22 protein-coding genes, 1 tRNA gene and 2 pseudogenes (1 of these 25 running past the window's edge) are annotated in these 21,117 nt (G+C 64.9%); 18 read left to right on the top strand and 7 right to left on the bottom strand.

Annotated features, from left to right (window positions below; translation table 11 throughout):
* The first annotated feature begins 87 nt into the window (after positions 1 to 87).
* Both kduI and kduD read left to right on the top strand, forming a co-directional pair.
* Positions 88 to 909, top strand: coding sequence for a 5-dehydro-4-deoxy-D-glucuronate isomerase (gene kduI, locus AC0J5K_RS00940; protein WP_274566097.1), 822 nt, complete (start codon positions 88 to 90; stop codon positions 907 to 909).
* A complete protein-coding gene (gene kduD, locus AC0J5K_RS00945) occupies positions 906 to 1,652 on the top strand; it encodes a 2-dehydro-3-deoxy-D-gluconate 5-dehydrogenase KduD (RefSeq protein ID WP_074837507.1) in 747 nt (248 codons plus the stop codon). The genes kduI and kduD overlap by 4 nt, the downstream gene beginning before the upstream one ends.
* Before the next feature lie 3 nt (positions 1,653 to 1,655).
* Here kduD and AC0J5K_RS00950 read toward each other — a convergent pair whose 3' ends face one another.
* Entirely contained in the window at positions 1,656 to 2,972 is a 1,317-nt protein-coding gene (locus AC0J5K_RS00950; protein ID WP_274566094.1) for an MFS transporter, read from the bottom strand.
* Between AC0J5K_RS00950 and AC0J5K_RS00955 the strand changes: the two genes are divergently transcribed.
* The 6 genes and pseudogenes from AC0J5K_RS00955 to AC0J5K_RS00980 all read left to right on the top strand — a co-directional run bounded on the left by AC0J5K_RS00955 (position 2,962) and on the right by AC0J5K_RS00980 (position 6,568).
* Positions 2,962 to 3,156, top strand: a complete 195-nt coding sequence (locus AC0J5K_RS00955; protein ID WP_283646429.1) for a hypothetical protein — start codon at positions 2,962 to 2,964, stop codon at positions 3,154 to 3,156. The two genes, AC0J5K_RS00950 and AC0J5K_RS00955, sit on opposite strands and share 11 nt — an antisense overlap.
* 239 nt (positions 3,157 to 3,395) lie before the next feature.
* Positions 3,396 to 3,779: a plasmid mobilization relaxosome protein MobC gene (gene mobC, locus AC0J5K_RS00960; RefSeq protein ID WP_274566093.1), complete on the top strand. Its 384-nt coding sequence runs from the start codon at positions 3,396 to 3,398 to the stop codon at positions 3,777 to 3,779.
* Entirely contained in the window at positions 3,776 to 5,203 is a 1,428-nt protein-coding gene (locus AC0J5K_RS00965; RefSeq protein ID WP_274566091.1) for a relaxase/mobilization nuclease domain-containing protein, read from the top strand. Before mobC ends, AC0J5K_RS00965 begins: the two co-directional genes overlap by 4 nt.
* Positions 5,204 to 5,296: 93 nt before the next feature.
* Positions 5,297 to 5,476: pseudogene (locus tag AC0J5K_RS00970) on the top strand (SulP family inorganic anion transporter); the annotation flags it as partial.
* A gap of 64 nt (positions 5,477 to 5,540) precedes the next feature.
* A protein-coding gene (locus AC0J5K_RS00975) for an IS5 family transposase (protein ID WP_141224905.1) occupies positions 5,541 to 6,298 on the top strand; the annotation gives its coding sequence in 2 pieces (ribosomal slippage) (positions 5,541 to 5,877 and positions 5,877 to 6,298; 759 coding nt in all).
* Positions 6,299 to 6,346: 48 nt separating this feature from the next.
* Entirely contained in the window at positions 6,347 to 6,568 is a 222-nt protein-coding gene (locus tag AC0J5K_RS00980; protein WP_473009728.1) for a hypothetical protein, read from the top strand.
* Between the two features lie 24 nt (positions 6,569 to 6,592).
* Here AC0J5K_RS00980 and tnpC read toward each other — a convergent pair whose 3' ends face one another.
* From tnpC to AC0J5K_RS00995, 3 genes are read right to left on the bottom strand one after another with little or no spacing between them, the layout of a single operon-like run.
* Positions 6,593 to 8,143, bottom strand: a complete 1,551-nt coding sequence (gene tnpC / locus AC0J5K_RS00985; protein ID WP_420398484.1) for an IS66 family transposase — start codon at positions 8,141 to 8,143, stop codon at positions 6,593 to 6,595.
* Positions 8,144 to 8,197: 54 nt separating this feature from the next.
* Positions 8,198 to 8,551, bottom strand: a complete 354-nt coding sequence (gene tnpB, locus AC0J5K_RS00990; protein ID WP_274566147.1) for an IS66 family insertion sequence element accessory protein TnpB — start codon at positions 8,549 to 8,551, stop codon at positions 8,198 to 8,200.
* The gene (locus AC0J5K_RS00995) at positions 8,545 to 8,868 is read right to left on the bottom strand and encodes a transposase (RefSeq protein WP_083416213.1); all 324 of its coding nucleotides are present in this window, start codon (positions 8,866 to 8,868) and stop codon (positions 8,545 to 8,547) included. The genes tnpB and AC0J5K_RS00995 overlap by 7 nt, the downstream gene beginning before the upstream one ends.
* A gap of 427 nt (positions 8,869 to 9,295) precedes the next feature.
* Between AC0J5K_RS00995 and AC0J5K_RS01000 the strand changes: the two are divergent.
* Positions 9,296 to 9,358: pseudogene (locus tag AC0J5K_RS01000) on the top strand (hypothetical protein); the annotation flags it as partial.
* 547 nt (positions 9,359 to 9,905) lie between these two features.
* On the opposite strand, the gene AC0J5K_RS01005 reads toward AC0J5K_RS01000, so the two are convergent.
* Positions 9,906 to 9,980: transfer RNA gene (locus tag AC0J5K_RS01005), tRNA-Thr, on the bottom strand.
* Between the two features lie 108 nt (positions 9,981 to 10,088).
* On the opposite strand from AC0J5K_RS01005, the gene AC0J5K_RS01010 reads away from it, so the two are divergent.
* The 5 genes from AC0J5K_RS01010 (at position 10,089) to AC0J5K_RS01030 (ending at position 14,178) form a co-directional block, all read left to right on the top strand.
* The gene (locus AC0J5K_RS01010; protein WP_170850568.1) at positions 10,089 to 10,262 is read left to right on the top strand and encodes a hypothetical protein; all 174 of its coding nucleotides are present in this window, start codon (positions 10,089 to 10,091) and stop codon (positions 10,260 to 10,262) included.
* 4 nt (positions 10,263 to 10,266) lie between these two features.
* Complete coding sequence (gene murA, locus AC0J5K_RS01015) at positions 10,267 to 11,535, top strand: UDP-N-acetylglucosamine 1-carboxyvinyltransferase (protein WP_048529171.1); 1,269 nt, start codon at positions 10,267 to 10,269, stop codon at positions 11,533 to 11,535.
* A complete protein-coding gene (locus AC0J5K_RS01020) occupies positions 11,532 to 12,011 on the top strand; it encodes a DUF2948 family protein (protein ID WP_274566144.1) in 480 nt (159 codons plus the stop codon). Before murA ends, AC0J5K_RS01020 begins: the two co-directional genes overlap by 4 nt.
* A 102-nt stretch (positions 12,012 to 12,113) precedes the next feature.
* Complete coding sequence (locus AC0J5K_RS01025; protein ID WP_274566143.1) at positions 12,114 to 13,217, top strand: THUMP domain-containing class I SAM-dependent RNA methyltransferase; 1,104 nt, start codon at positions 12,114 to 12,116, stop codon at positions 13,215 to 13,217.
* A gap of 22 nt (positions 13,218 to 13,239) precedes the next feature.
* On the top strand, positions 13,240 to 14,178 hold the full coding sequence (locus tag AC0J5K_RS01030; RefSeq protein ID WP_274566141.1) for a 2-hydroxyacid dehydrogenase: 939 nt from the start codon (positions 13,240 to 13,242) through the stop codon (positions 14,176 to 14,178).
* Positions 14,179 to 14,211: 33 nt separating this feature from the next.
* On the opposite strand, the gene AC0J5K_RS01035 is transcribed toward AC0J5K_RS01030, so the two are convergent.
* Entirely contained in the window at positions 14,212 to 15,129 is a 918-nt protein-coding gene (locus AC0J5K_RS01035; RefSeq protein WP_274566139.1) for a sugar kinase, read from the bottom strand.
* Between the two features lie 194 nt (positions 15,130 to 15,323).
* On the bottom strand, positions 15,324 to 16,703 hold the full coding sequence (locus AC0J5K_RS01040) for an FAD-binding oxidoreductase (RefSeq protein WP_274566138.1): 1,380 nt from the start codon (positions 16,701 to 16,703) through the stop codon (positions 15,324 to 15,326).
* Positions 16,704 to 16,858: 155 nt separating this feature from the next.
* Here AC0J5K_RS01040 and AC0J5K_RS01045 point away from each other — a divergent pair, with 155 nt between their 5' ends.
* The 4 genes from AC0J5K_RS01045 to AC0J5K_RS01060 all read left to right on the top strand — a co-directional run.
* Positions 16,859 to 18,640 (top strand): IlvD/Edd family dehydratase, encoded by a 1,782-nt coding sequence (locus AC0J5K_RS01045; RefSeq protein ID WP_274566137.1) that lies wholly within the window; start codon positions 16,859 to 16,861, stop codon positions 18,638 to 18,640.
* 65 nt (positions 18,641 to 18,705) lie between these two features.
* Positions 18,706 to 19,440, top strand: coding sequence for an SDR family oxidoreductase (locus AC0J5K_RS01050; RefSeq protein ID WP_274566135.1), 735 nt, complete (start codon positions 18,706 to 18,708; stop codon positions 19,438 to 19,440).
* A 126-nt stretch (positions 19,441 to 19,566) separates the two neighbouring features.
* Complete coding sequence (locus AC0J5K_RS01055; RefSeq protein WP_048529187.1) at positions 19,567 to 20,406, top strand: fumarylacetoacetate hydrolase family protein; 840 nt, start codon at positions 19,567 to 19,569, stop codon at positions 20,404 to 20,406.
* A 186-nt stretch (positions 20,407 to 20,592) separates the two neighbouring features.
* Positions 20,593 to 21,117: the 5' portion of an SMP-30/gluconolactonase/LRE family protein gene (locus AC0J5K_RS01060; RefSeq protein ID WP_274566134.1), read on the top strand. 327 nt of this gene lie beyond the right edge of the window; the window shows 525 of its 852 coding nt (coding positions 1-525); its start codon is at positions 20,593 to 20,595; the stop codon falls past the right edge of the window.

Genomic DNA, 21,117 nt, shown 5'->3' on the forward strand with positions numbered 1-21,117 from the left:
GCGGTGCAGGCCAGCCCTGCGCGGCCCGCGACCGGAACTGCCGCCTCGCCAGGGACGCCCACACATACTGATGCCGAAAGGATTTCCATGACGTCCGCCGAAACCCGATATGCGGTTGATCCCGAGACCGCCAAGAGCTTTGACACCGCCAAGCTGCGCGAGCATTTCCACGTCGGCGGGCTGTTCGCGCCCGGCGAGATCAAGCTGGTCTATTCGCATTACGACCGGCTGATCCTCGGCTCGGTGGTGCCTGACGGCAGCGCCCTGACGCTCGACACTGTGCCCGAGACCGGGACGCCCTCGTTCCTCGACCGGCGCGAGATGGGAATCCTGAACCTGGCCGAAACCGGCGAGGTCACGGTCGGCGGCGAGCGCCACACCCTGGCGCGCGGCGAGGTGCTCTATATCGGTATGGGCGCCGGTGCGGTGACCTTTTCCGGCGGCCGGTTCTACGTCCTCTCGGCCCCGGCGCACCGCCGCTGTCCGACCAAGCTAATCCGGCTGGAAGACGCCCGCCGTGTCGAGATGGGCGCGCGCGAGAGCGCCAACGAACGGGTCATCATTCAGTTCCTGCACCCGGAGGTCTGCGACAGTTGCCAGCTCCTGATGGGCTATACCCAATTCGCCCCCGGCTCGGTCTGGAACACCATGCCGGCACATACCCATGACCGGCGGATGGAGGCCTATCTTTATTTCGACGTGCCCGAGGACGCGCGGGTGTTCCACTTTATGGGCCGGCCCGACGAGACCCGCCATATCGTCATGGCCAACGAGGAGGCGGTGATCTCGCCGCCCTGGTCGGTGCATTGCGGGGCGGGCACGGCGTCTTACACCTTTTGCTGGGCGATGGCGGGCGACAATGTCGATTTCACCGACATGGACATGGTGGCGATGGAGGAGCTGCGATGAGCGGCGCCTTCCAGCTCACCGGCAAGCGGGCGCTGGTGACCGGCGCCAACACCGGCATCGGCCAGGCGATTGCCCTGGGGCTGGCCGAGGCCGGCGCGCATGTGGTGGCCGCCGGCCGCCGCTCCTGCGACGAGACCGTGGCGCAGATCGAGGCGGCAGGCGGCAGCGGCACAGCGCTGCTGCTCGATCTCTCGGATCCGGCGGCGGGGGCGGCGCGGCTGGGCGAGGCGGGTCACCTGGATATCCTCGTCAACAATGCCGGCATCATCCGCCGGGCCGAGTCGCAGGATTATACCGAGACCGATTGGGATGACGTGATGGATGTGAACCTCAAGGCGGTCTTCCTGATGTGCCAGGCCTTCGGCAAGGCCGCCATCGCGCGCGGCACCGGCGGGCGGATCGTCAATATCGCCTCGCTGCTGAGCTTTCAGGGCGGCATCCGCGTGCCGGCCTATACCGCGTCCAAACATGGCGTGGCCGGGCTGACCAAGTTGCTGGCCAACGAATGGTCGGCGCACGATATCAACGTCAATGCCGTGGCGCCGGGCTATATCGCCACCAACAACACCGCAGCCCTGCGCGACGACCCCGAGCGTGCGGCCGAAATCCTCGGCCGCATCCCGGCGGGCCGCTGGGGCGATCCGGCCGATATCGCCGGGGCGGTGGCCTTCCTCTGCATGCCGGCGTCGAATTACGTCACCGGCGCCGTGCTCAACGTCGATGGCGGCTGGCTGGCCCGCTAGGCGTCAGCCCCGCTCCCAGCTGCGGTGATTGTCGTCGATGATATAGGTATGGGCATGGGTGCGCCTTCCGTCGAGGTGCGGATGATCGAGCGGCAGGTCGTCGTGGCGATGGGTCAACACCAGCGGGTCTTCGGCCGGCCAGAGCCTCCGTGCGGCGAGGAGGCCAAGCCCGGCCAGCAGGCTCAGGCTCACAAGCGTGGCCGGCGCGCCGGCACCGGTCATCAGGACGCCGGCCAGCGGATAGGTGACCAGCCAGCAGGCATGCGACAGCGCGAATTGCGCGGCAAAGACTGCTGGGCGGTCCTCGGGGTGGGCCGAGCGGCGCAAGAGCCGGCCCGAGGGGGTGAGCACCGCCGCATAGCCGATCCCGGCCAGCAGCCAGGCGGCGAGCAGCAGGCCCCATGACAATCCGGCCGAGAGCAGCACCGCCGCCAGCCCGACCAGCACCGAGGTAAGCAGGCCCGCCCCGGCGAGCATCACCGGCCGGTCCGACAGCCGGTCGAGCAGCGGCGGCAGGCCGAGCGCGGCCAGCATCGAGCCGGAACCGAAGGCCGCCATTGTCCAGCCCAGCGCACTGGCGCCCAACCCCAAATCGCCCCGCACCAGCACCACGGTGTTCACCAGAACCATCGCGCCCCCGGCGGCGGCCGCAAGGTTCAGCGCCAGCAGCCCGCGCAGCCGGGGTGTGGCGAGATAGATGCGCAGGCCACGGGTCATCCGGTCGTAAATGCCGCGCGGCGCGGCGGGTTTCGGGCGCGGCAGCAGCACCGAGATCACCAGCGCGGCCGAGGCGACAAACCCCGCCACGGTGCCGAGAAACAGCGCATTGTAGGACATCACCGCCAGCAGCAGCCCGGCCAGCAGCGGGCTGACCAGGCTCTCGAGGTCATAGGCCAGCCGCGACAGCGACAGCGCGCGGGTATAGCGGTCTTCCTCGGGCAGGACGTCGGGAATCGTCGCCTGAAACAGCGGCGTAAAGGCCGCCGAGGCCGATTGCAGGGCGAAGATCAGCACATAGACCTGCCAGACTTCGGTGACGAAGGGCAGGGCCAGCGCCGCACCGGCGCGCAGCAGATCGAGCGTCACCAGCAGCGCCCGGCGCGGCACCCGGTCGGCAAAGGCGCCGGCAATCGGCGCGACGCCGACATAGGCCACCATCTTGATGGTGAAGACCATGCCCAGCACAAGCCCGGCGCGCTCTCCGGCCAAATCATAGGCCAGAAGCCCCAGCGCCACCGTGGCCAGCCCGGTGCCGAGCAGCGCCACGACCTGAGCCAGAAACAGGTGCCGGTAGCTGCGATCCGCGAGAATGGCCAGCATGATGCCCTCAGAGATGCCGCGCGGCCCGGGGCGCGCGGCTTTGATTCATGCCATCGAGATACAGAGCGCCTATGGCGCCGGCGACCGCATATTCGATCGCCGGGCGCTTCCGGGCAATCAGGAACGGCGGGCGTGCATGGCGGTGCGGGAACATGAGGCGAGGATATTCCTCTCGGGCGATTAGGCAAGCGGTTCGCGCCGGCGGCCTCTGCGGCGAAGTCGCAGGCCGGGCAAGGAAGCTTCTCTGCCGGGCACACGACGCACAGCCCGGTGTTTTGTCGTCGTGGTCTTTGGAGAGATGGTGCACCTGAGTAGAGAAAGCTCGAACTATTTGTTCGAAGTTCTTTCTGAATGGAATCAGGTACTTGAGACAATCGACGACCCTGTGAACGATCTTGAAATAGATGTTCACAGGGAGGTTGGATGACCAAGAAGACACCTCCCTTCTCCCTCAGACTGACTTTTGAAGAGCGGGCTAGGCTTGAAGAGCTGGCTGGCGACATGCCGCTTGGGGCGTATATCCGCCGCAAGGTCTTCGACGGTCAGGGGCTCAAGAAAAAACGTGCACGGGCGCGGTCACGTCGCCCGATCAAGGATGAACAGAAGCTGGCGCAGGTGCTGGCCATGCTTGGGCAGTCGAGGATCGCCAATAATCTGAACCAGCTCGCCAAGATGGCCAATCTCGGCACGCTGCCCGTTCTCCCTGACACGGAACGCGACATTCGGCGCGCTTGCGCCGACGTGGCGCTGATGCGGCGCGAGCTTCTTCGCGCGCTCGGCCATCGTACCGATGTGGAGCCGTCATGATCCTGAAAGGATCACAACGAAGCGGCGCAAAGCAGCTCGGGCTGCATCTTCTCAAGACCGAAGAAAACGAGCATGTCGAGCTGCATGATATTCGCGGCTTCATGTCCGAAGATGTTGTCGGCGCGCTCCGCGAAGCCGAAGCCATCGCCAAGGGCACGAAGTGTCGCCAGTTCATGTTTTCGGTGTCGTTGAACCCGCCAGAGAACGAGCGTGTCCACGTCCGTACCTTCGAAAAATCGCTGGAAGCCATCGAAGAGAAAAACGGCCTGACGGGCCAGCCGCGCGTCGTCGTCTTCCACGAGAAGGACGGACGGCGGCACTGTCATGCGGTATGGAGCCGGATCGACCCCGAGACGATGACCGCCAAGCCGATGTCGTTCTACAAGAATAAGCTGCGGGTGGTCTCGCGTCAGCTCTATCTTGAGAACGGCTGGCAGATGCCGCGCGGCTTGATCGATCCCAAGGACCGCGACCCCCGCAACTTCTCACTTGATGAATGGCAGCAGGCCAAACGGATCGGACGCCATGCGGGCGAATTGAAAGAACTGATACAGGAAGCCTGGGCGACCTCGGACTCAGCGCGCACCTTCGCGCACGCTCTCGAAGAACGCGGCTTCTATTTGGCGCGCGGGGATCGGCGCGGCCATGTGGCTGTCACCTTCGAAGGTGAAGTTATCTCGATCTCACGGGCGACGGGCAAGAAAACGAGAGAGCTGCACGCCCGTCTTGGAAAGCCCGACGCATTGAATAGCGTTGAGGAGACTCGCAAACGGATCGCCGAAGATATACTCCCTCGCATCAAGTCGCATGTCGATGAAGCCCGCGCTTCCGCACGCGCCGAACTCGACCAACTGAATATGCGTCGCATGAAGATGGCGAAGGCGCATGCCGTGGAACGCGCCAAGCTGGACGCAGGCCAGAAGGCGCGGTTTGAAGCTGAATCCCGCACAAGGGCGGATCGCTTTCGCAGAGGCATGATGGGCCTGTGGGATCGCCTGACAGGCAAGCGGGCTCAGCTCGAAAAACAGAACCATCTTGAAGTGATTTGGGCGCTTCGCCGCGATCAGGATCAGCGGCAAATGACGGTCAATGCGCAATTGCGCGAACGCGGCGATCTGCAAAAGGAAATCCATGCTGCGCGCACGAAGCATGCGCAAGCCTTGCGCGCCCTGCATCATGATGCCACAAATTATCGCCTGATGCGCCGTGGCGAAGAACCCAAGGCAAAGACAGTTTTCGAGCGCTTGGATACGTTGCGAACCGAACCGAAGAAGCAACCGGAGCGTCCACGCTTCGACAAGCTCAAGGAGCGCAAGCCCGAGCGCCAGACCCCCTCGACTACGCCGGCGCATGATCGTTTGCGCAAACTGCGCGAGCAAAAAAGTGATGGACCGTCCTATGACGGTCCTGACCTGGACAGATAGGACAAACACAGAATGAAATTTAGATGTGAACGAGAGAAATCGATAGCCGCAATTATCTGGAATCACTCCAGAATTCTGTGTTAGTTCTGAATAATGAGACAGCCTAAGATTCTAACCACGATCAAAACTTATGACATACAGCAGTTCGTTGCCGATCTTATTGCTGGTGTTACTGTTGCCATGGTTGCTTTACCTCTTAGTCTTGCGATTGCCATCGCTTCAGGCGCTGACCCAGGGCAAGGTCTCGTGACGGCCATCGTAGCAGGTTTTCTAGGGTCAGGACCCATTGATTTCCGCCTGTCGGCGTGATTCACGGTTCGAAAAACGAGCGGTGAACATGTCCGATCTTTTCTGGCTGACAGATGCACAGATGGCGCGTCTTGAGCCCTTCTTCCCGAAGTCCCACGGCAAACCCCGCGTCGATGATCGGCGTGTGTTGAGTGGAATTATCTTCATCAATCGCAATGGCTTGCGGTGGCGCGACGCGCCGAGTGCGTATGGCCCACACAAGACACTCTACAACCGCTGGAAGCGGTGGAGTGACAGAGGCATCTTTACCCGGATGATGGCCGGACTGGCTGCCGGGCACGGCGAAGAGAAGACCGTGATGATTGACGCCACCTACCTGAAGGCGCATCGCACAGCGACCAGCATGGGCGTGAAAAAGGGGGGCCTGGACGCCTGATAGGTCGGACCAAAGGCGGCATGAACACAAAGCTGCATGCGGTCTGCGATAGTCAGGGCCGACCGCTCAACCTGTTTGTCACTGCCGGTCAGGTCAGCGACTATATCGGTGCCCGCGCCTTGGTGAGCAGTTTGCCAAAGGTGGAATGGCTGCTCGGAGATCGAGGGTATGACGCCGACTGGTTCCGAGAAGCGTTGAAAGACAAAGGGATACGCGCCTGCATCCCCGGTCGCAAGCAGCGCAAGAAAACCGTCAAGTACGACAAGCGCCGCTACAGACGCCGCAATCGGATCGAAATCATGTTCGGCAGGCTGAAGGATTGGCGGCGTGTGGCGACCCGATACGACCGGTGCCCGAAGGTCTTCCTGTCAGCCATCGCTCTCGCCGCACTCGTCATTTACTGGCTATGAGTCCTGACCCTAGAGCGTGAGCAAAACCGCCGACAGGTTCGACAGAAGATGGTTGCCCGTATCGAGAAAGGCTATTGGGTCTTTCATGCGCCAGTAGGCTACAAGTACATAACCGATAAGGTGCACGGAAAGCTTCTGTCTCCTGACGGTTTGCTTGCTGAGTATGTGCAAGAAGCCCTCGAAGGGTACGCAAATGGTCGCTTCGCGTCTCAAGCCGAAGTGCAGCGGTTTTTAGAAACCAAACCTGAGTTCCCAAAGGATTTGCCGTAAGCGCTGTCGCCACCCCACGCCTGTTCAGCTTGACGGGATGAAGTTCCAAGGTAGCAGCTCGTCGATCCTGCTGGCCGGGTGACCGGCGGCGATGGCTTCAAGGTTCGCCTTCAAATAGGCAAAGGGCTCGACGCCGTTGATCTTCGCGGTGGCGATCAGGGAGGCGATGCGGGCCCAGGTGCGGCCGCCCTCGTCGTGGCCGGCGAAGAGTGCGTTCTTTCTTGTCAGGGCGATCGGGCGGATCAGGTTTTCGACGGCGTTGGAGTCCATCTCGACGCGGCCGTCGTGGAGGAAGGTCTGCAGGCCGCCCCACTGGCGGTGGATGTAGGTCAGCTTCTCGCCGAGGCGCGACTTGGCCGAGATACGCAGACGCTGTGCCTGCAGCCAATCGCCGAACTCGGCCACGAGGGGCGCGCTGCGGGCCTGACGGGCCGACAGACGTTGGCCCGGGCCCAAGCCCCGGATCTCGGCCTCGATGCGGTAGAGTTCAGCGATCCGGCGCAGGCCCTCGGCGGCGATTTCCGAGCCGTCGCGGTCGAAGACCTCCTTCAGCTTGCGACGCGCATGCGCCCAGCAGTGGGCCACCGTGATCGGCGCGCCGCCGTTGCGGGACGGGCGCGTCAGCCGGTCATAACCGGTGTAGCCGTCGAGCTGCAGGATACCGTCGAACCCCTGAAGGATCTGTTCCGCGTGGGCGCCGGCGCGGCTGGGCTGGTAGGTGAAGACCACACCGGGCGGGTCTTCTCCGCCCCATCCGCGATCATCGCGGGCCAGGGCCCAGAGGTAGCCGGTCTTGGTTCGGCCGCGTCCGGGGTCGAGGACCGGAGCCGTGGTCTCATCCATGAACAGCTTTCCGGAGGACTTGATGTGTTCCGCCAGCCGGTCGACCACGGGGCCGAGGTGGAAGGCCGCTGTGCCAGCCCAGTCCGCCAGGGTGCTGCGGTCGATCTGGATGCCGGAGCGGGCAAGGATCTGGCTCTGTCTGTAAAACGGCAGGTGGTCCGCGAACTTGGACACCAGGACATGTGCGATGGCCCCTTCGGTCGGCAGCCCGCCTTCGAGCAGCCGGGGTGCGGCGACAGCCTGAATGACCCCATCCGAGCAGATGCGGCAGGCATACTTCGGCCGGATGTCGACCAGCACCCGAAGCTGCGCCGGCACGATGTCCAGCCGCTCGGTCCGATCCTCGCCGATCTGGTGCATGCGGCCGCAGCCACACGGGCACTCAAGGCTCGCCGGTTCGATGACACGCTCGATGCGCGGCAGGTCCGCGGGCAGATGGCCGAGATTGCGCTGCCGTGTCGCGCGCGGGGTCCTGGTGGATGACGCGGTCTGCTCCTTGCGGGTCTCGACCTCCGCGACTGCGGTTTGCAGGTCTTCGAAGGCCAACTGCCGGTCGTCCTCGCTCAGTTTCTCCGAGCGTTTGCCATGCACGACGTGGTTCAGCTCAGCCACGAGATGCTCGAGCCGCCGGTTGGCATCCTTCAACGCGTCGTTCTCCTGAAGCAGCGCCAGCACGGCCGCGCGCTGGCTCTCGGGGATCGCGGAAAGGTCGATGGGCGAGGTGCTGGACATGCGCGGATTATACCGCGCCAAATGCGTCGATGCCCTATCATTCCCTGGGGCGAGTCACTCTGCCACAGCTGGTCTGCGCACCTCCAACGATCGTATACGGCGCCAGTCCAGGCCGGCAAACAGGGCCTCGAACTGTGCCCGGTTCAGCGTCATGGCCCCATCCCTGATCGCAGGCCAGGTGAAGGTGCTCTCTTCCAGCCGTTTGTAGGCCATCACGAGCCCGCTGCCGTCCCAGAACAGGATCTTCATTCGGTCGGCGCGCTTCGAGCGGAAGACGAAGACCGTTCCGGTAAACGGATCTTCCGCCAGAGTAGACTGGACCAGGGCCGCGAGACCGTCATGGCCTTTGCGGAAGTCGACCGGCTTCGTCGCCACCAGAATCCGCACACCCTGCGAGGGCATCAACATGGATGCGCCTCGAGCGCGTGGACGATCTCCGCGACCCGGGCGACGGGCATGTCATGCGCCAATTCGATCACAACAGCCCCCCGAATGATCCTGATCGGGGCCGCCTGCGAAGTTACCTTCGGACGCGCTTCCTCCTCGGCGACCTCGCAGACGACGAGCGGCGCAAAGACAGGTTCCTCGACTTCGGCTGCAGGCAGCACCAGCTTGCCCTGTTTGGCCTCTCGTCGCCACGCCGAAAGTTGATTGGGCAGAATGCCAAACCGCTCCGCTACGGCATTTACAGTCGCTCCAGCTTCCAGGGTCATCGAGACGGCCAAGGCCTTTGCCTCATCCGGCCACCGACGATGACCCGACGCGTAGATCTCGACGCCCAGCGATTTGAGAAACGAATTTGTAGCGCACATTGCGAAACGCACTCCCCATCATGAGATGGAGATCACTTCGCAGCCGAAGCCATCAGCAGCAACGTGGGGTCGAGACGACGCTTACGATTTGCCAAACGGGAAAATCCGAGCGTGGAAGATTACCAAGCTACTCAGGAACCCCCTTTATGCAGGGTACGTGCATTCAGAGACATGGGATGTGAGCCTGCGCAAAGGTCATCATGAAGCCCTGATCGGCTTCGGCACGCATGAAAAGATTCTGTACAACTTGGAGAATGGCGGTCGTCCTGCTGCTCGGCGCGATTTCAGCCCAGATTTTCCGCTTCGCGGCTTCGTGCATTGCGATGATTGCGACAAGCCCATGACCGCAGCTTGGTCCAAGGGCTGCCGCAAGCATTATCCATATTATCTGTGCGACACACCGGGCTGTCGGTCCAAGCGAAAGTCGATCCCGCGCGCGAAGATCGAGGAAGGTTTCGCGGAAATTCTCAAATCCATGCAGCCAACGAAGAAGCTCTTCGGTGTCATGCGCATGATGTTTGAGCGCGCATGGGATGCACGCTTGGATGAAGCCAAACGATCCAAGAAAGCGGTGCTTGCCCAGCTGGCAGACGTTGAGGACCAGATCAACAAGCTGCTCGACAGGATTGTCGAGTCGTCGAGTACATCCGTGATCTCTGCGCTTGAAAAGCGGGTCGAGAAATTGGAGCGGGAGAAGTTTCTGCTGACTGAGGAAGCCGAGAAGATGATTCCAGCGAAGGGGAGGTTTGGAGAGTCTATTGAACTCGCGCTGAAGTTTCTCTCAAGCCCTTGGAGTATATATGAAAATGGGTCTCTATCCCTGCGCCAAACCGTGCTGCGGCTGGCCTTTGTAGAGCCTCTTCGATACTCCCGCGAAAACGGTTATCGAACTATAGAAACTGCCATACCTTTCAAGGTCTTAGCGGGTTTGCAGGGTCAAAATTGTCAAATGGTGCTGCTGGAGAGAATTGAACTCTCGACCTCTCCCTTACCAAGGGAGTGCTCTACCTCTGAGCTACAGCAGCGCCGGGGGCCTGCGGCATCAGCCGCGGCGTGGCGGGTGATTAGACGCAAACGCGCAGCAGTGCAAGGGCAATCTGGACCCTTTTTTGCACTTGCGGTACCACAGCGCCATGACCCGTGATAGCGACACCGAAACACCCGGAAAAAAGCCCCGCGATGAAGGCCGCGATGCGCGGCTCAAGGCGGCATTGAAAGCGAACTTGGGGCGCAGGAAGGCGCAGGCCCGGGCCCGGGCGGCGCAGGACGACGCATCCGACGACCAGATCGAGCAAAAGGACGAATAGAGGCATGGATTCGATTATCGTGACGGGCAATGGCCCGCTGAGCGGGCAGATCCCGATTGCCGGCGCCAAGAACGCCTGCCTCACGCTGATGCCGGCGACGCTGTTGAGCGAAGAACCGCTCACCCTGACCAATGCGCCGCGGCTGTCCGACATCAAGACGATGACAACGCTGCTGCAATCGCTCGGCGCCGAGGTGTCGCAGCTTCAGGATGGCCAGGTGATCGCGATGTCGAGCCACGATCTCGACAATCATACCGCGCATTACGATATCGTGCGCAAGATGCGCGCCTCGAACCTCGTGCTCGGCCCGATGCTGGCGCGGCTGGGGCAGGCGGTGGTGTCGCTGCCCGGCGGTTGCGCGATCGGTGCGCGGCCGATGGATCTGCATATCTCCGCGCTGGAGGCGCTGGGCGCCGAGATCGAGCTCAAGGACGGTTACCTGCACGCCAAGGCGCCTGGCGGGCTCAAGGGCACAGTGCACGAGCTGCGCTTTGCGAGCGTCGGCGCCACCGAGAACACGGTCATGGCGGCGACGCTGGCCAAGGGCACCACCGTGCTGAAAAACGCCGCCCGCGAGCCCGAGATCGTCGATTTGGTGCGCTGCCTTCGCAAGATGGGCGCGCAGATCGAGGGCGAGGGCACTGCAACCATCACCATCGAGGGCGTCGACCGGCTGCATGGCGCCACCCACCCGGTGGTGACCGACCGGATCGAGCTTGGCACCTATATGATCGCCCCGGCCATCGCCGGCGGCGAGGTCGAGTGCCTCGGCGGCAAGCTGGAGCTGGTGCAGGCCTTTGCCGAAAAGCTCGACGCCGCCGGCATCTCGGTGGAAGAGACCGACACCGGCCTCAAGGTCGCCCGCCGCAATGGCCGGGTCCGGGCGGTGGACGTGAAAACCGAGGTCTTTCCGGGCTTTCCAACCGATCTTCAGGCGCAGATGATGGCCTTGATGTGCACCGCCGAAGGATCTGCGGTGCTTGACGAGACCATCTTTGAAAACAGGTTCATGCATGCCCCGGAGCTGACCCGCATGGGCGCCGACATCGAGGTGCATGGCGGTCAGGCCCGGGTGAACGGGGTCGAGCGGCTCAAGGGGGCGCCGGTGATGGCCACCGATCTGCGCGCCTCGGTGTCGCTGATCCTGGCCGGACTGGCCGCCGAGGGCGAAACCCGGGTCAGCCGGGTCTACCACCTGGATCGGGGCTATGAAAACGTGGTGAACAAGCTGAGCGCCGTCGGCGCCAGGATCGAGAGGGTCAAGGAGGCATGAGCCAGGACGCAACCTTCGAAGAGGGCCGCGAGGCGCCGCTCTACCTGGCGGCGCTCGATCCCGACGATCTGCAAATCCTCTCGGCGCTGGCGCAGGATGCGGTGTTTCCGATCACCGAAATGCGCTGGCAGCCCAGGGCCCGCCGCTTTGCCCTGCTGGCCAACCGCTTCCGCTGGGAAGACCTGACCGCCGCCGAACGCCGGCAGCGGACCCCGGAGCGGGTGCAATCGCTGCTGGTGATCGACAATGTTCTCAAGGTGGCGAGCCAGGGCATCGACCGCAGTGACAGCGATCTGATCCTTTCGCTTCTCGCCGTCAGTTTCACCCCCGGTGAGGACGGCACCGGCGAGGTGCTGCTGACGCTGGCCGGCGATGGCGCCGTCCGGCTCGAGGTCGAGGCGCTGGAGGTCACCCTCAAGGATGTCACGCGGCCCTATACGGCGCCTTCGCGCAAGGTGCCCAAGCATCCGGAGTGATGCGCGCCTGCTTCAACCTGCCCGATCAACACCGGGGGTCCGGGGGCCACGCCCGCCAATGCCCCCACTCAATTCCCGCGCGCCAGCCCGGACGGAGCCGAAATGTCCGATAGTTTCGAGATTTTCCTCGCCTGTCCTCCGGGTCTGGAACCGCTGCTGCGTGACGAGGCCCGCGAGGCCGGGTTTGCCGCGCCGGCCTGCACCCCCGGCGGCGTCACCTTCCGCGGCGGCTGGCCCGAAGTCTGGCGCGCCAACCTCGTCCTGCGCGGCGCCAGCCGGGTGCTGGCCCGGATCGGCGAATTTCGCGCCCTGCATCTGGCGCAGCTCGACAAGCGCGCGCGCAAGATGGACTGGCGCGCGGTGTTGCGCGCCGATGTGCCGGTCAAGGTCGAGGCGACCTGCCGCAAATCGCGGATCTACCATGCCAAGGCCGCGACCCAGCGGGTCGAGGGCGCGCTGGAGGCGGCGGGCATTGCCCTCGGCGCCGAGGCCGAGCTGGTGCTTCGGGTGCGGATCGAGGACGATCTCTGCACCTTCAGCGTCGATACTTCCGGCGCGCTGCTGCACAAACGCGGGTTCAAGACCGGCACCGGCAAGGCGCCGATGCGCGAGACGCTGGCGGCGCTGTTCCTGCGCGGGGCGGGCTTTGATGGCAGTGCGCCGGTGGTCGATCCGATGTGCGGCTCGGGCACCTTCGTGATCGAGGCGGCGGAAATGGCCATGGGTCTCGCGCCCGGTCGCGGCCGCAGCTTTGCCTTCGAACGGCTCGCCAGTTTCGACGCCGACGCCTGGGCCGCGATGCGCGCGGCGGTCACGCCGCGCGAGACCCCGCTGGTCTTTCACGGCTCCGACCGCAATGAAGGCGCGATCGCCAACGCCCGTGAAAACGCTGCGCGCGCCGGCGTCGATCAGATCGCCCGGTTTCGCCATCACGCGATCAGCGACCTGAGCCCGCCCGACGGGCCGAAGGGGTTGGTCATTGCCAATCCGCCATATGGCGGCCGGATCGGCAACAAGAAGCTGCTCTACGGGCTGTACGGCAGTTTCGGGCAGGTGCTGAAACAGCGATTCGCCGGCTGGCATGTCGGCGTCGTGACCAGCGAGGCCGGCTTGGCGCGGGCCACCGGGCTCAAGCTCGAGCCCGGCCCGGTGGTCGATCACGGCGGCATTCGCGTGCGGCTTTATCAGGGCCGGATTGCCGGCTGACAATTTGTTAGGAGAAAGTGTTGTGACGAAAGTTCTGGCCATCGGGGCCTATACCGAAGAGGAAGGCGCGGCGCTGGCGGCGGCGTTCGAGTGTCACCCGTTGGCCGAGGAGCGCGAGATCGCCAACCTGCCGCACCCGCTGCGCGCGGAGATTACCGGTGTCGCCTACAAGGGCCATCAGGGATTCGGCGCCGCAGAGATGGCGCATCTGCCGAACCTGCGGCTCGTGGCGAATTACGGTGTGGGCTACGATTCGATCGACATCGAGGCCGCCAGCGCACGCGGCATCACGGTGACCAATACGCCGGATGTGCTCAATGACGATGTGGCCGATCTGGCCATCGCGCTCTGGCTGATGCAGGGGCGCGAGATGGAGCAGGCCTCGGCCTGGGCGCGGTCCGGGCGCTGGGCGCAGGAGGGCGAGTACCGCCGCAACCGCAAGCTCAGCGGTGCCCGCGTCGGCATCGTCGGCCTCGGCCGCATCGGGCGCGAGATCGCCGACCGGCTTGCTGCCTTCAAATGCGAGCTGCATTACCACGCGCGGTCGGAAAAGGAGACGCCGGGCTGGCGCTATTACGCCGATCCGGTGGCGCTGGCAGAGGCGGTGGATGTCCTTTTCATCGCGCTGGTCGGCGGGCCGGCGACCGAGGGGTATGTCTCGAAAGAGGTGATCGCGGCACTGGGGCCACGCGGCGTGATCATCAACATCTCGCGCGGCTCGACGATCGACGAGGCGGCGATGCTCGACGCGCTCGAGGCCGGAGAGCTGGCCGGAGCGGGGCTCGACGTGTTCCTGAACGAGCCGCAGATCGATCCGCGGTTCTACGCCCTGCCCAATGTGGTGATCCAGCCGCATCAGGGCTCCGGCTCGGTGGAAACCCGCGCCGCCATGGCCCGGCTTCAGCGCGACAACCTGGCGGCGCATCTTTCCGGCGCCGCTCTTCTGACGCCGGTGAACTGAGCAGCCCGGCGGCGTGTCCGCCGCCGGGGCCCGTCAGGCAAAGCGGCCGTTTTCGAAGATCTCCGGCACCAGTGCGCCGGGCGCCTGGATCACCTCGGCCGCCAGCGCCATGGCGCGGGTGGCGGCCGCTTCCAGATCATGCCCGGTGGCCAGCGAGGCCAGCAGGCCGGCGGCAAAGCTGTCGCCGGCGGCGGTGGTGTCGACCGGGGTGACCTTTTGCGGTTGCAGCGTGGCGCTGCCGCTGTCCTTGGTCCAGACCGTCAGCGGCCCGCCGCCATCCTTGACCGCGATCAGCTTTGCGCCGCCGTCGCGGTAGCGCCGGATCGTGTCTTCCGGCGTGGCATCGCCAAACAGCGCGGTTTCCTCGTCGAACGAGGGCAGCACCACATCGGCCACCGAGGCGCCGAGCGTGAGCCCGGCGCGCATCGCCTCTTCGCTGCCCCAGAGCTTGGGCCGCAGGTTAGTGTCGAAAGCCACCTGCGCGCCGCCGTCGCGGGCACGGCTCAGCACGTCACAGAAGGTCTGGCGCTGTTCGGGCGGCAGGATCGCCAGGGTGATGCCGGAAAAATGGATGATGTCGCGGCCGCTGGTGATTTCTTCCAGCCACTCCGGGTCTTCGGCCATCGCCCGGGCGGCGGATTGCCCGCGCCAGTAGGAAAAGCTGCGCTCGCCGTCCTGGAGCGAGATCATGTAGAGCCCGACGGTGCGATCCGCGAGCCGGCGCATGGCGCTGGTGTCGATGCCGTGGCTTTCCATATAGGCGGCCATCTCCTCGGAGATCGCGTCACTGCCGATGCAGGAGCCATAGCCCACGGTCCAGCTCTCGGGCAGCAATCTGCGGGCATACCATGCGGTGTTGAAGGTGTCGCCGGCAAAGCCCCGGCGGCATTTGCCATTCTCGACCGGGCCGATCTCGACCATGCATTCTCCGAGCGCTAGGAAATCGGGCATCAGCGCAGCCCTCCCTGTGCCGCATGGGCGCGGGGCAAGGCGGTCTGAGCTGCGCGTGGCGCGAGAGCTGGGGTGGTCACGGTATCGTCCTCATGTTGTGTGGCCCGGGGCCGGCCGGAACGTGGCCGGCGGCGAGCTGGTATGTTAATATGCGCTGGGCGGCGAAAGGTACAGAACCCAGGCAGTGCCCCGGGTCAGGCCTCCTCGGGCGGCAGCAGCTTGCCGGGGTTGAGGATGCCGCGCGGATCATAGGCCTGTTTCAGCGCCCGCATGTAACCCAGCGCCGCGCCGTGCTCGCGCGTCATATAGGCCTGTTTGCCGATGCCGATGCCATGTTCGCCCGACACCGTGCCGCCCAGCGACAGGGCCAGGTCATTGAGCTCGTTGACGAAGCCCTTGACCGTTTTCAGCTCGTCGGCGTCTTCCGGAGCGACCCGCACGCCGCAGTGAAAGTTGCCGTCGCCGACATGGCCGACGATGGTGCAGGTCAGGCCCAGATCGCGGGATTTGCGCTGCGCGGCGGTCACCGCCTCGGCGAGTTTCGAGATCGGGACACAGACATCGGTGGCCAGCGTCCGCTTGCCCGGCTCGAGCGCGGAATTGGCGTAATGCGCGCCGTGGCGCAGGGCCCAGAGCCGGGATCGGTCCTCGGGCCTGTCGGCCTTGGCAAAGCCGGTTGCGCCGAAATCCTCGGCGATTTCGGCGAAGGTCGCCGCCTGTTCGGCAACGCCGGCCGGGGTGCCGTGAAATTCGAGGAAGAGATGCGGCTTTTCCGGCAGGCCGGCATCGCCCGACAGGTTGAAACCGCGCACCATCATCTCGTCCACCAGCTCGATCCGTGCCATCGGCAGGCCGGACTGGATGGTCAGGATCACGCAGTTGACCGCATCCTCGACGCTTTCGAACCGGCAGGTGGCGGCGCTGATCGCTTCGGGCTGGCCATAAAGCCGCAGGGTGACCTCGGTGATCACGCCCAACGTGCCTTCGGATCCGACAATGAGATGGGTCAGGTCATAGCCGGTCGCGGATTTGCGTGCCTGGCTGCCGGTGCGGATGACGGTGCCGTCGGCCATCACCACCTCGAGCGCCAGCACCGCCTCGCGCATGGTACCGTATCGCACCGCCATAGTGCCGCTGGCGCGGGTCGCGGCCATGCCGCCGATCGAGGCATTGGCGCCGGGATCGATGGGAAAGAACAGCCCGGTGGCGCGCAGTTCGGTGTTGAGCGCCTCGCGGGTCAGGCCGGGCTGGACGGTGCAGTTGAGATCCTCGGCATTGACCGTCAGCACCCGGGTCATTCGGCCCATGTCGAGGCTGACGCCGCCCGCAATCGGCAGATGCTGGCCCTCGAGCGAGGAGGCGGCGGCAAAGGGCGTGACCGGGCAACGCGCCTCGTGGCAGATCGCCAGAATGCGCGAGACTTCCTCGGTGGTCTCGGGATAGGCCACGGCATCCGGTAGCGCACGCGCGAAATAGGCCTCGTTCTGCGCATGCAGCTCGCGGTGGCTGTCGGAGGTGGCGAGCCTGTCGCCCAGCAGCGCGCGCAGCGCCTCGATTGCAGCCTCATGTGCCATGCGATCTCTCCCTTGCCCGGCCTGATGTCTGGCTCCTGTCGTATCGCGCTTTTGGGAGCGGTACCATGGGGGCCGGGGCCTCGGTGATTGCCCTCGGGTCCGCGCTGTGCCATTCCAACGCTGACCCAGAGGCGGGACAACAGCCGGAGACAGCCATGAGTGACACGCGTGCCAACAAGCAATTCCGGTCGCAGGAGTGGTTCGACAACCCCAACAACCCGGGCATGACCGCACTCTACCTCGAGCGCTATCAGAACCAGGAATACACCCGCGAAGAGCTTCAGGGCGGCAAGCCGGTGATCGGCATCGCCAACACCGGCAGCGATCTGGCCCCCTGCAACAAGATCCACGTCTTCCTGATGGACCGGATCAAGGCCGGCATCCGCGCCGCCGGCGGCATCCCGATGGAATTTCCGGTGCATCCGATTCAGGAGACCGGCAAGCGGCCCACCGCCGCGCTGGACCGCAACCTTGCCTACCTGAGCCTTGTCGAGGTGCTGCACGGCTATCCGATTGACGGCGTGGTGCTGACCACCGGCTGCGACAAGACCACACCCGCCATGCTGATGGGCGCGGCGACGGTGGATCTGCCGGCAATCGCGCTCAATGGCGGTCCGATGCTGGATGGCTGGTGGAAGGGCGAGCGGGCCGGATCGGGCACCATCGTCTGGGAGAGCCGCCGTCTGCTGGCCGAAGGCAAGATCGATTACGAGGAGTTCATGAGCCGGGTCTGTTCCTCGGCGCCGTCGCTCGGGCATTGCAACACCATGGGCACCGCCTCGACCATGAACGCCATGGCCGAGGCGCTGGGCATGACCCTGACCGGCAGTTCCGCCATCCCCGCGCCGTTCCGCGAGCGCATGGCGATGGCCTATGAGACCGGCAAGCACATCGTGCGGATGACCTATGACGATCTGAAACCCTCCGACATCCTGACCCGCGCGGCCTTTGAGAACGCCATCATCGTCAATGGCGCCATCGGTGGCAGCACCAATGCGCCGCCGCATCTTCAGGCGATTGCCCGTCATGCCGGGGTGGCGCTGGATGTGACCGACTGGGAAACCATCGGCTTTGACGTACCGCTGCTGGTCAACATGCAGCCCGCCGGCGAATACCTGAGCGAGAGCTTTTTCCGCGCCGGCGGGGTGCCGGCGGTCATGGGCGAGCTGCTCAAGGCCGGAAAGCTGCACGAGGCCGCGATGACGGCGACCGGCAACACCATGGGCGTCAATCTCGCCGGTGTGGAAAGCGTCGATACGGATGTGATCCGGCCGTATGACCGGCCGCTGCGCGAGCAGGCCGGGTTCAAGGTGCTGTCGGGCAATCTGTTTGACTCGGCGCTGATGAAGACCAGCGTGATTTCCGAGGATTTCCGCCAGCGCTTCCTGTCCGAGCCCGGCCAGGAAGGCATCTACGAGGCGCGCGCCGTGGTCTTTGAAGGCCCCGAGGATTATCACGACCGGATCAACGATGCCGGGCTCGAGATCGACGAACGCAGCATTCTCTTTGTCCGCAATGTCGGCTGTGTCGGTTACCCCGGTTCGGCCGAGGTGGTGAACATGCAGCCGCCCGATGCGCTCTTGAAACAGGGGATCAACCATCTGCCCACCGTCGGCGACGGCCGGCAATCGGGCACATCCGAAAGCCCCTCGATCCTCAATGCCTCGCCCGAGGCCGTGGTGGGCGGCGGGCTGGCGCTCTTGCAGACCGGTGACCGGGTGCGGCTCGATCTCAATGCCTCGCGGATGGACGCGCTGGTTGACGAAGCCGGGTGGCAGGCGCGGCGCGATGCCTGGGAGGCGCCGGAGATCCGCAGCCAGACACCGTGGCAGGAAATCTATCGCCGGCACGTCGGGCAATTGGCCGAGGGCGGCTGTCTGGAGCTGGCGACGGCCTATCAGCGGATCAGGAAAGACCTGCCGCGCGACAATCACTGACGGTTCGGCCAGCCCGGCCGAGTGGGCTTGACGACTTCGGTCGCGCCGCAGGGGAGGGAGAGACCATGAAGAGCATCATCATCACCGGCGGGGGCGCCGGCATTGGCAAGGCCTGCGCCGAAACGTTCGCCGAGGCGGGCTGGCGGGTCGCGGTGATCGGGCGCCGGCCGGAGCCGCTGGAAGCGCTGGCCGACCGATACGACGGGGTGCTGGCGCTGCCCTGCGACGTGACCGAGGAGGCGGCGGTCGACGCGGCTTTCGACGCCGCGCAGGAGGCCTGGGGCCGGATCGACGTGCTGTTCAACAACGCCGGGGTTTCGGCGCTGGGGGCCACTATCGACGCCGTCCCGGTTGCCGACTGGCGACGCTGCATCGACATCAATGTCACGGGCAGCTTCATCTGCGCCCGCGCCGCCTTTGCCCGGATGAAGGCGCAGGATCCGCAGGGCGGCCGGATCATCAACAACGGTTCGGTTTCGGCATATGTGCCGCGCTGGGGCTCGGCACCCTATACTGCCTCGAAACATGCGATCACCGGGCTGACGCGGTCGATCTCGCTGGACGGGCGGCCCTACAACATCGCCTGCGGCCAGATCGACGTCGGCAATGCGCTGACCGAGATGGCCGAAAAGATGACCCGGGGCGTGCCCCAGGCCGATGGCGAAATCGCGGTGGAGCCGGTGATGGACGTGGCGCATGTGGCGGAGTCGGTGCTGCACATGGCCGGGCTGCCGCTGGCGGCGAATGTGCAATTCATGACGGTGATGGCCAGCGGCATGCCTTATATCGGACGGGGCTGAGGCGCGGCCCCTCCGTCGCAAGACATATGTGACCCGAAGACAAAGCTCCGGCCGGCCCGCGATTGGCGATGGCGGTGCGGGCGCCGGGGCAAAAGACCCATTTTCAGGCAAGAAGGATGATGTGAGATGAAACTCCTGCGATACGGCGAGATCGGCGCCGAAAAGACCGGCATGCTCGACGCCGAGGGCAATGTCCGCGATCTGAGCGCGCATCTGCCCGATCTGTCGGGCGCGGCGCTGGCCACCCTGGACGAGCTGCGCGGGATCGACCCGGCGCAGCTGCCGCTGGTCGCCGCGCCGGGGCGGGTCGGCGCCTGCCTGTCGTCGGTGCCGAACTTCTTTTGCGTCGGGCTGAACTATGCGCTGCACGCCAAGGAATCCGGTCTCGACGCGCCCAGCGAACCGGTTCTGTTTTCCAAGGCGACCTCGGCCCTGTCCGGTCCCTTCGACCCGGTGATCATCCCGCGCGGCTCGGAAAAGACCGATTGGGAGGTCGAACTGGGCGTCGTGATCGGCCGCGAGGCGCATTATGTCTCGGAGGAAACGGCGCTGGAGCATGTCGCGGGCTATTGTACCGTCAATGACGTGTCCGAGCGGGCCTATCAGATCGAACGGCTGGGTCAGTGGATCAAGGGCAAGTCGGCACCGAGCTTTGCCCCGATCGGCCCCTGGCTGGTGACCGCCGACGAAGTGCCCGATCCGCAGGCGCTGGATGTGAGCCTGGCGCTCAATGGCGAGACGGTGCAATCCTCGAACACCTCCGACATGATCTTTTCGGTGCGCGAGATCGTGTCTTACATGAGCCAGTTCATGAAGCTTCAGCCCGGCGACATCATTGCCACCGGCACCCCGGCCGGCGTCGGCATGGGGATGTCGCCGCAACGCTTCCTGCGGCCCGGCGACGTCATGGAGGTGACGGTCGCGGGGCTTGGCAGCCAGCGGCAAGAGGCGGTGGCCGCAGAATAACGGAAGGGGGCGCTCATCGGGCGCCCCTTTTTTATGATCGGGGCGGGCCGCGCCGCCGGCCCCGATCTTTGCTTGACGCATGGGCATGGCGGATGGGATCAAATCGCCAGACTCGACAGGCCTCCAGGCGGCGCGCAGTGTGATGGACCTGCGCGTCTTGTCTCTGCCAGCAAGAAAGACCCTGACATGACCACAGACATATATGACGCCCGCGCCTGCCAGCTTGGAGAGGGGCCGCTCTGGCACCCCGAGCGGCAGCAGCTCTTCTGGTTCGACATCCTCGGCAAGCGGCTGATGAGCCGCGATGGCGACACCGCCCTGGCCTGGGAGTTCGATGAATATGTCTCGGCTGCCGGCTGGATCGACCGCGACACCCTGATGATCGCCTCGCAGAGCGCGCTGCTGCGCTTCGACATCTCCAGCGGCGATCACGAGGTGATCCTGCCGCTCGAGGCCGACAACGGGGTGACCCGGTCGAACGACGGACGCGCCGACCCGGCCGGCGGTTTCTGGATCGGCACCATGGGGATCGAGGCCGAACCCGGGGCAGGGGCGATCTATCGCTACTACCGGGGCACGCTCGAGGTGCTCTTTCCCGAAATCAGCATTTCCAATTCGATCTGTTTCGCCCCCGACGGGCGTCATGCCTATTATGCCGACACCCCGACCCGCCAGATCATGGTGCAGGCGCTCGACCGCGAGGGATGGCCC

Source organism: Marinovum sp. E3, assembly GCF_055755275.1.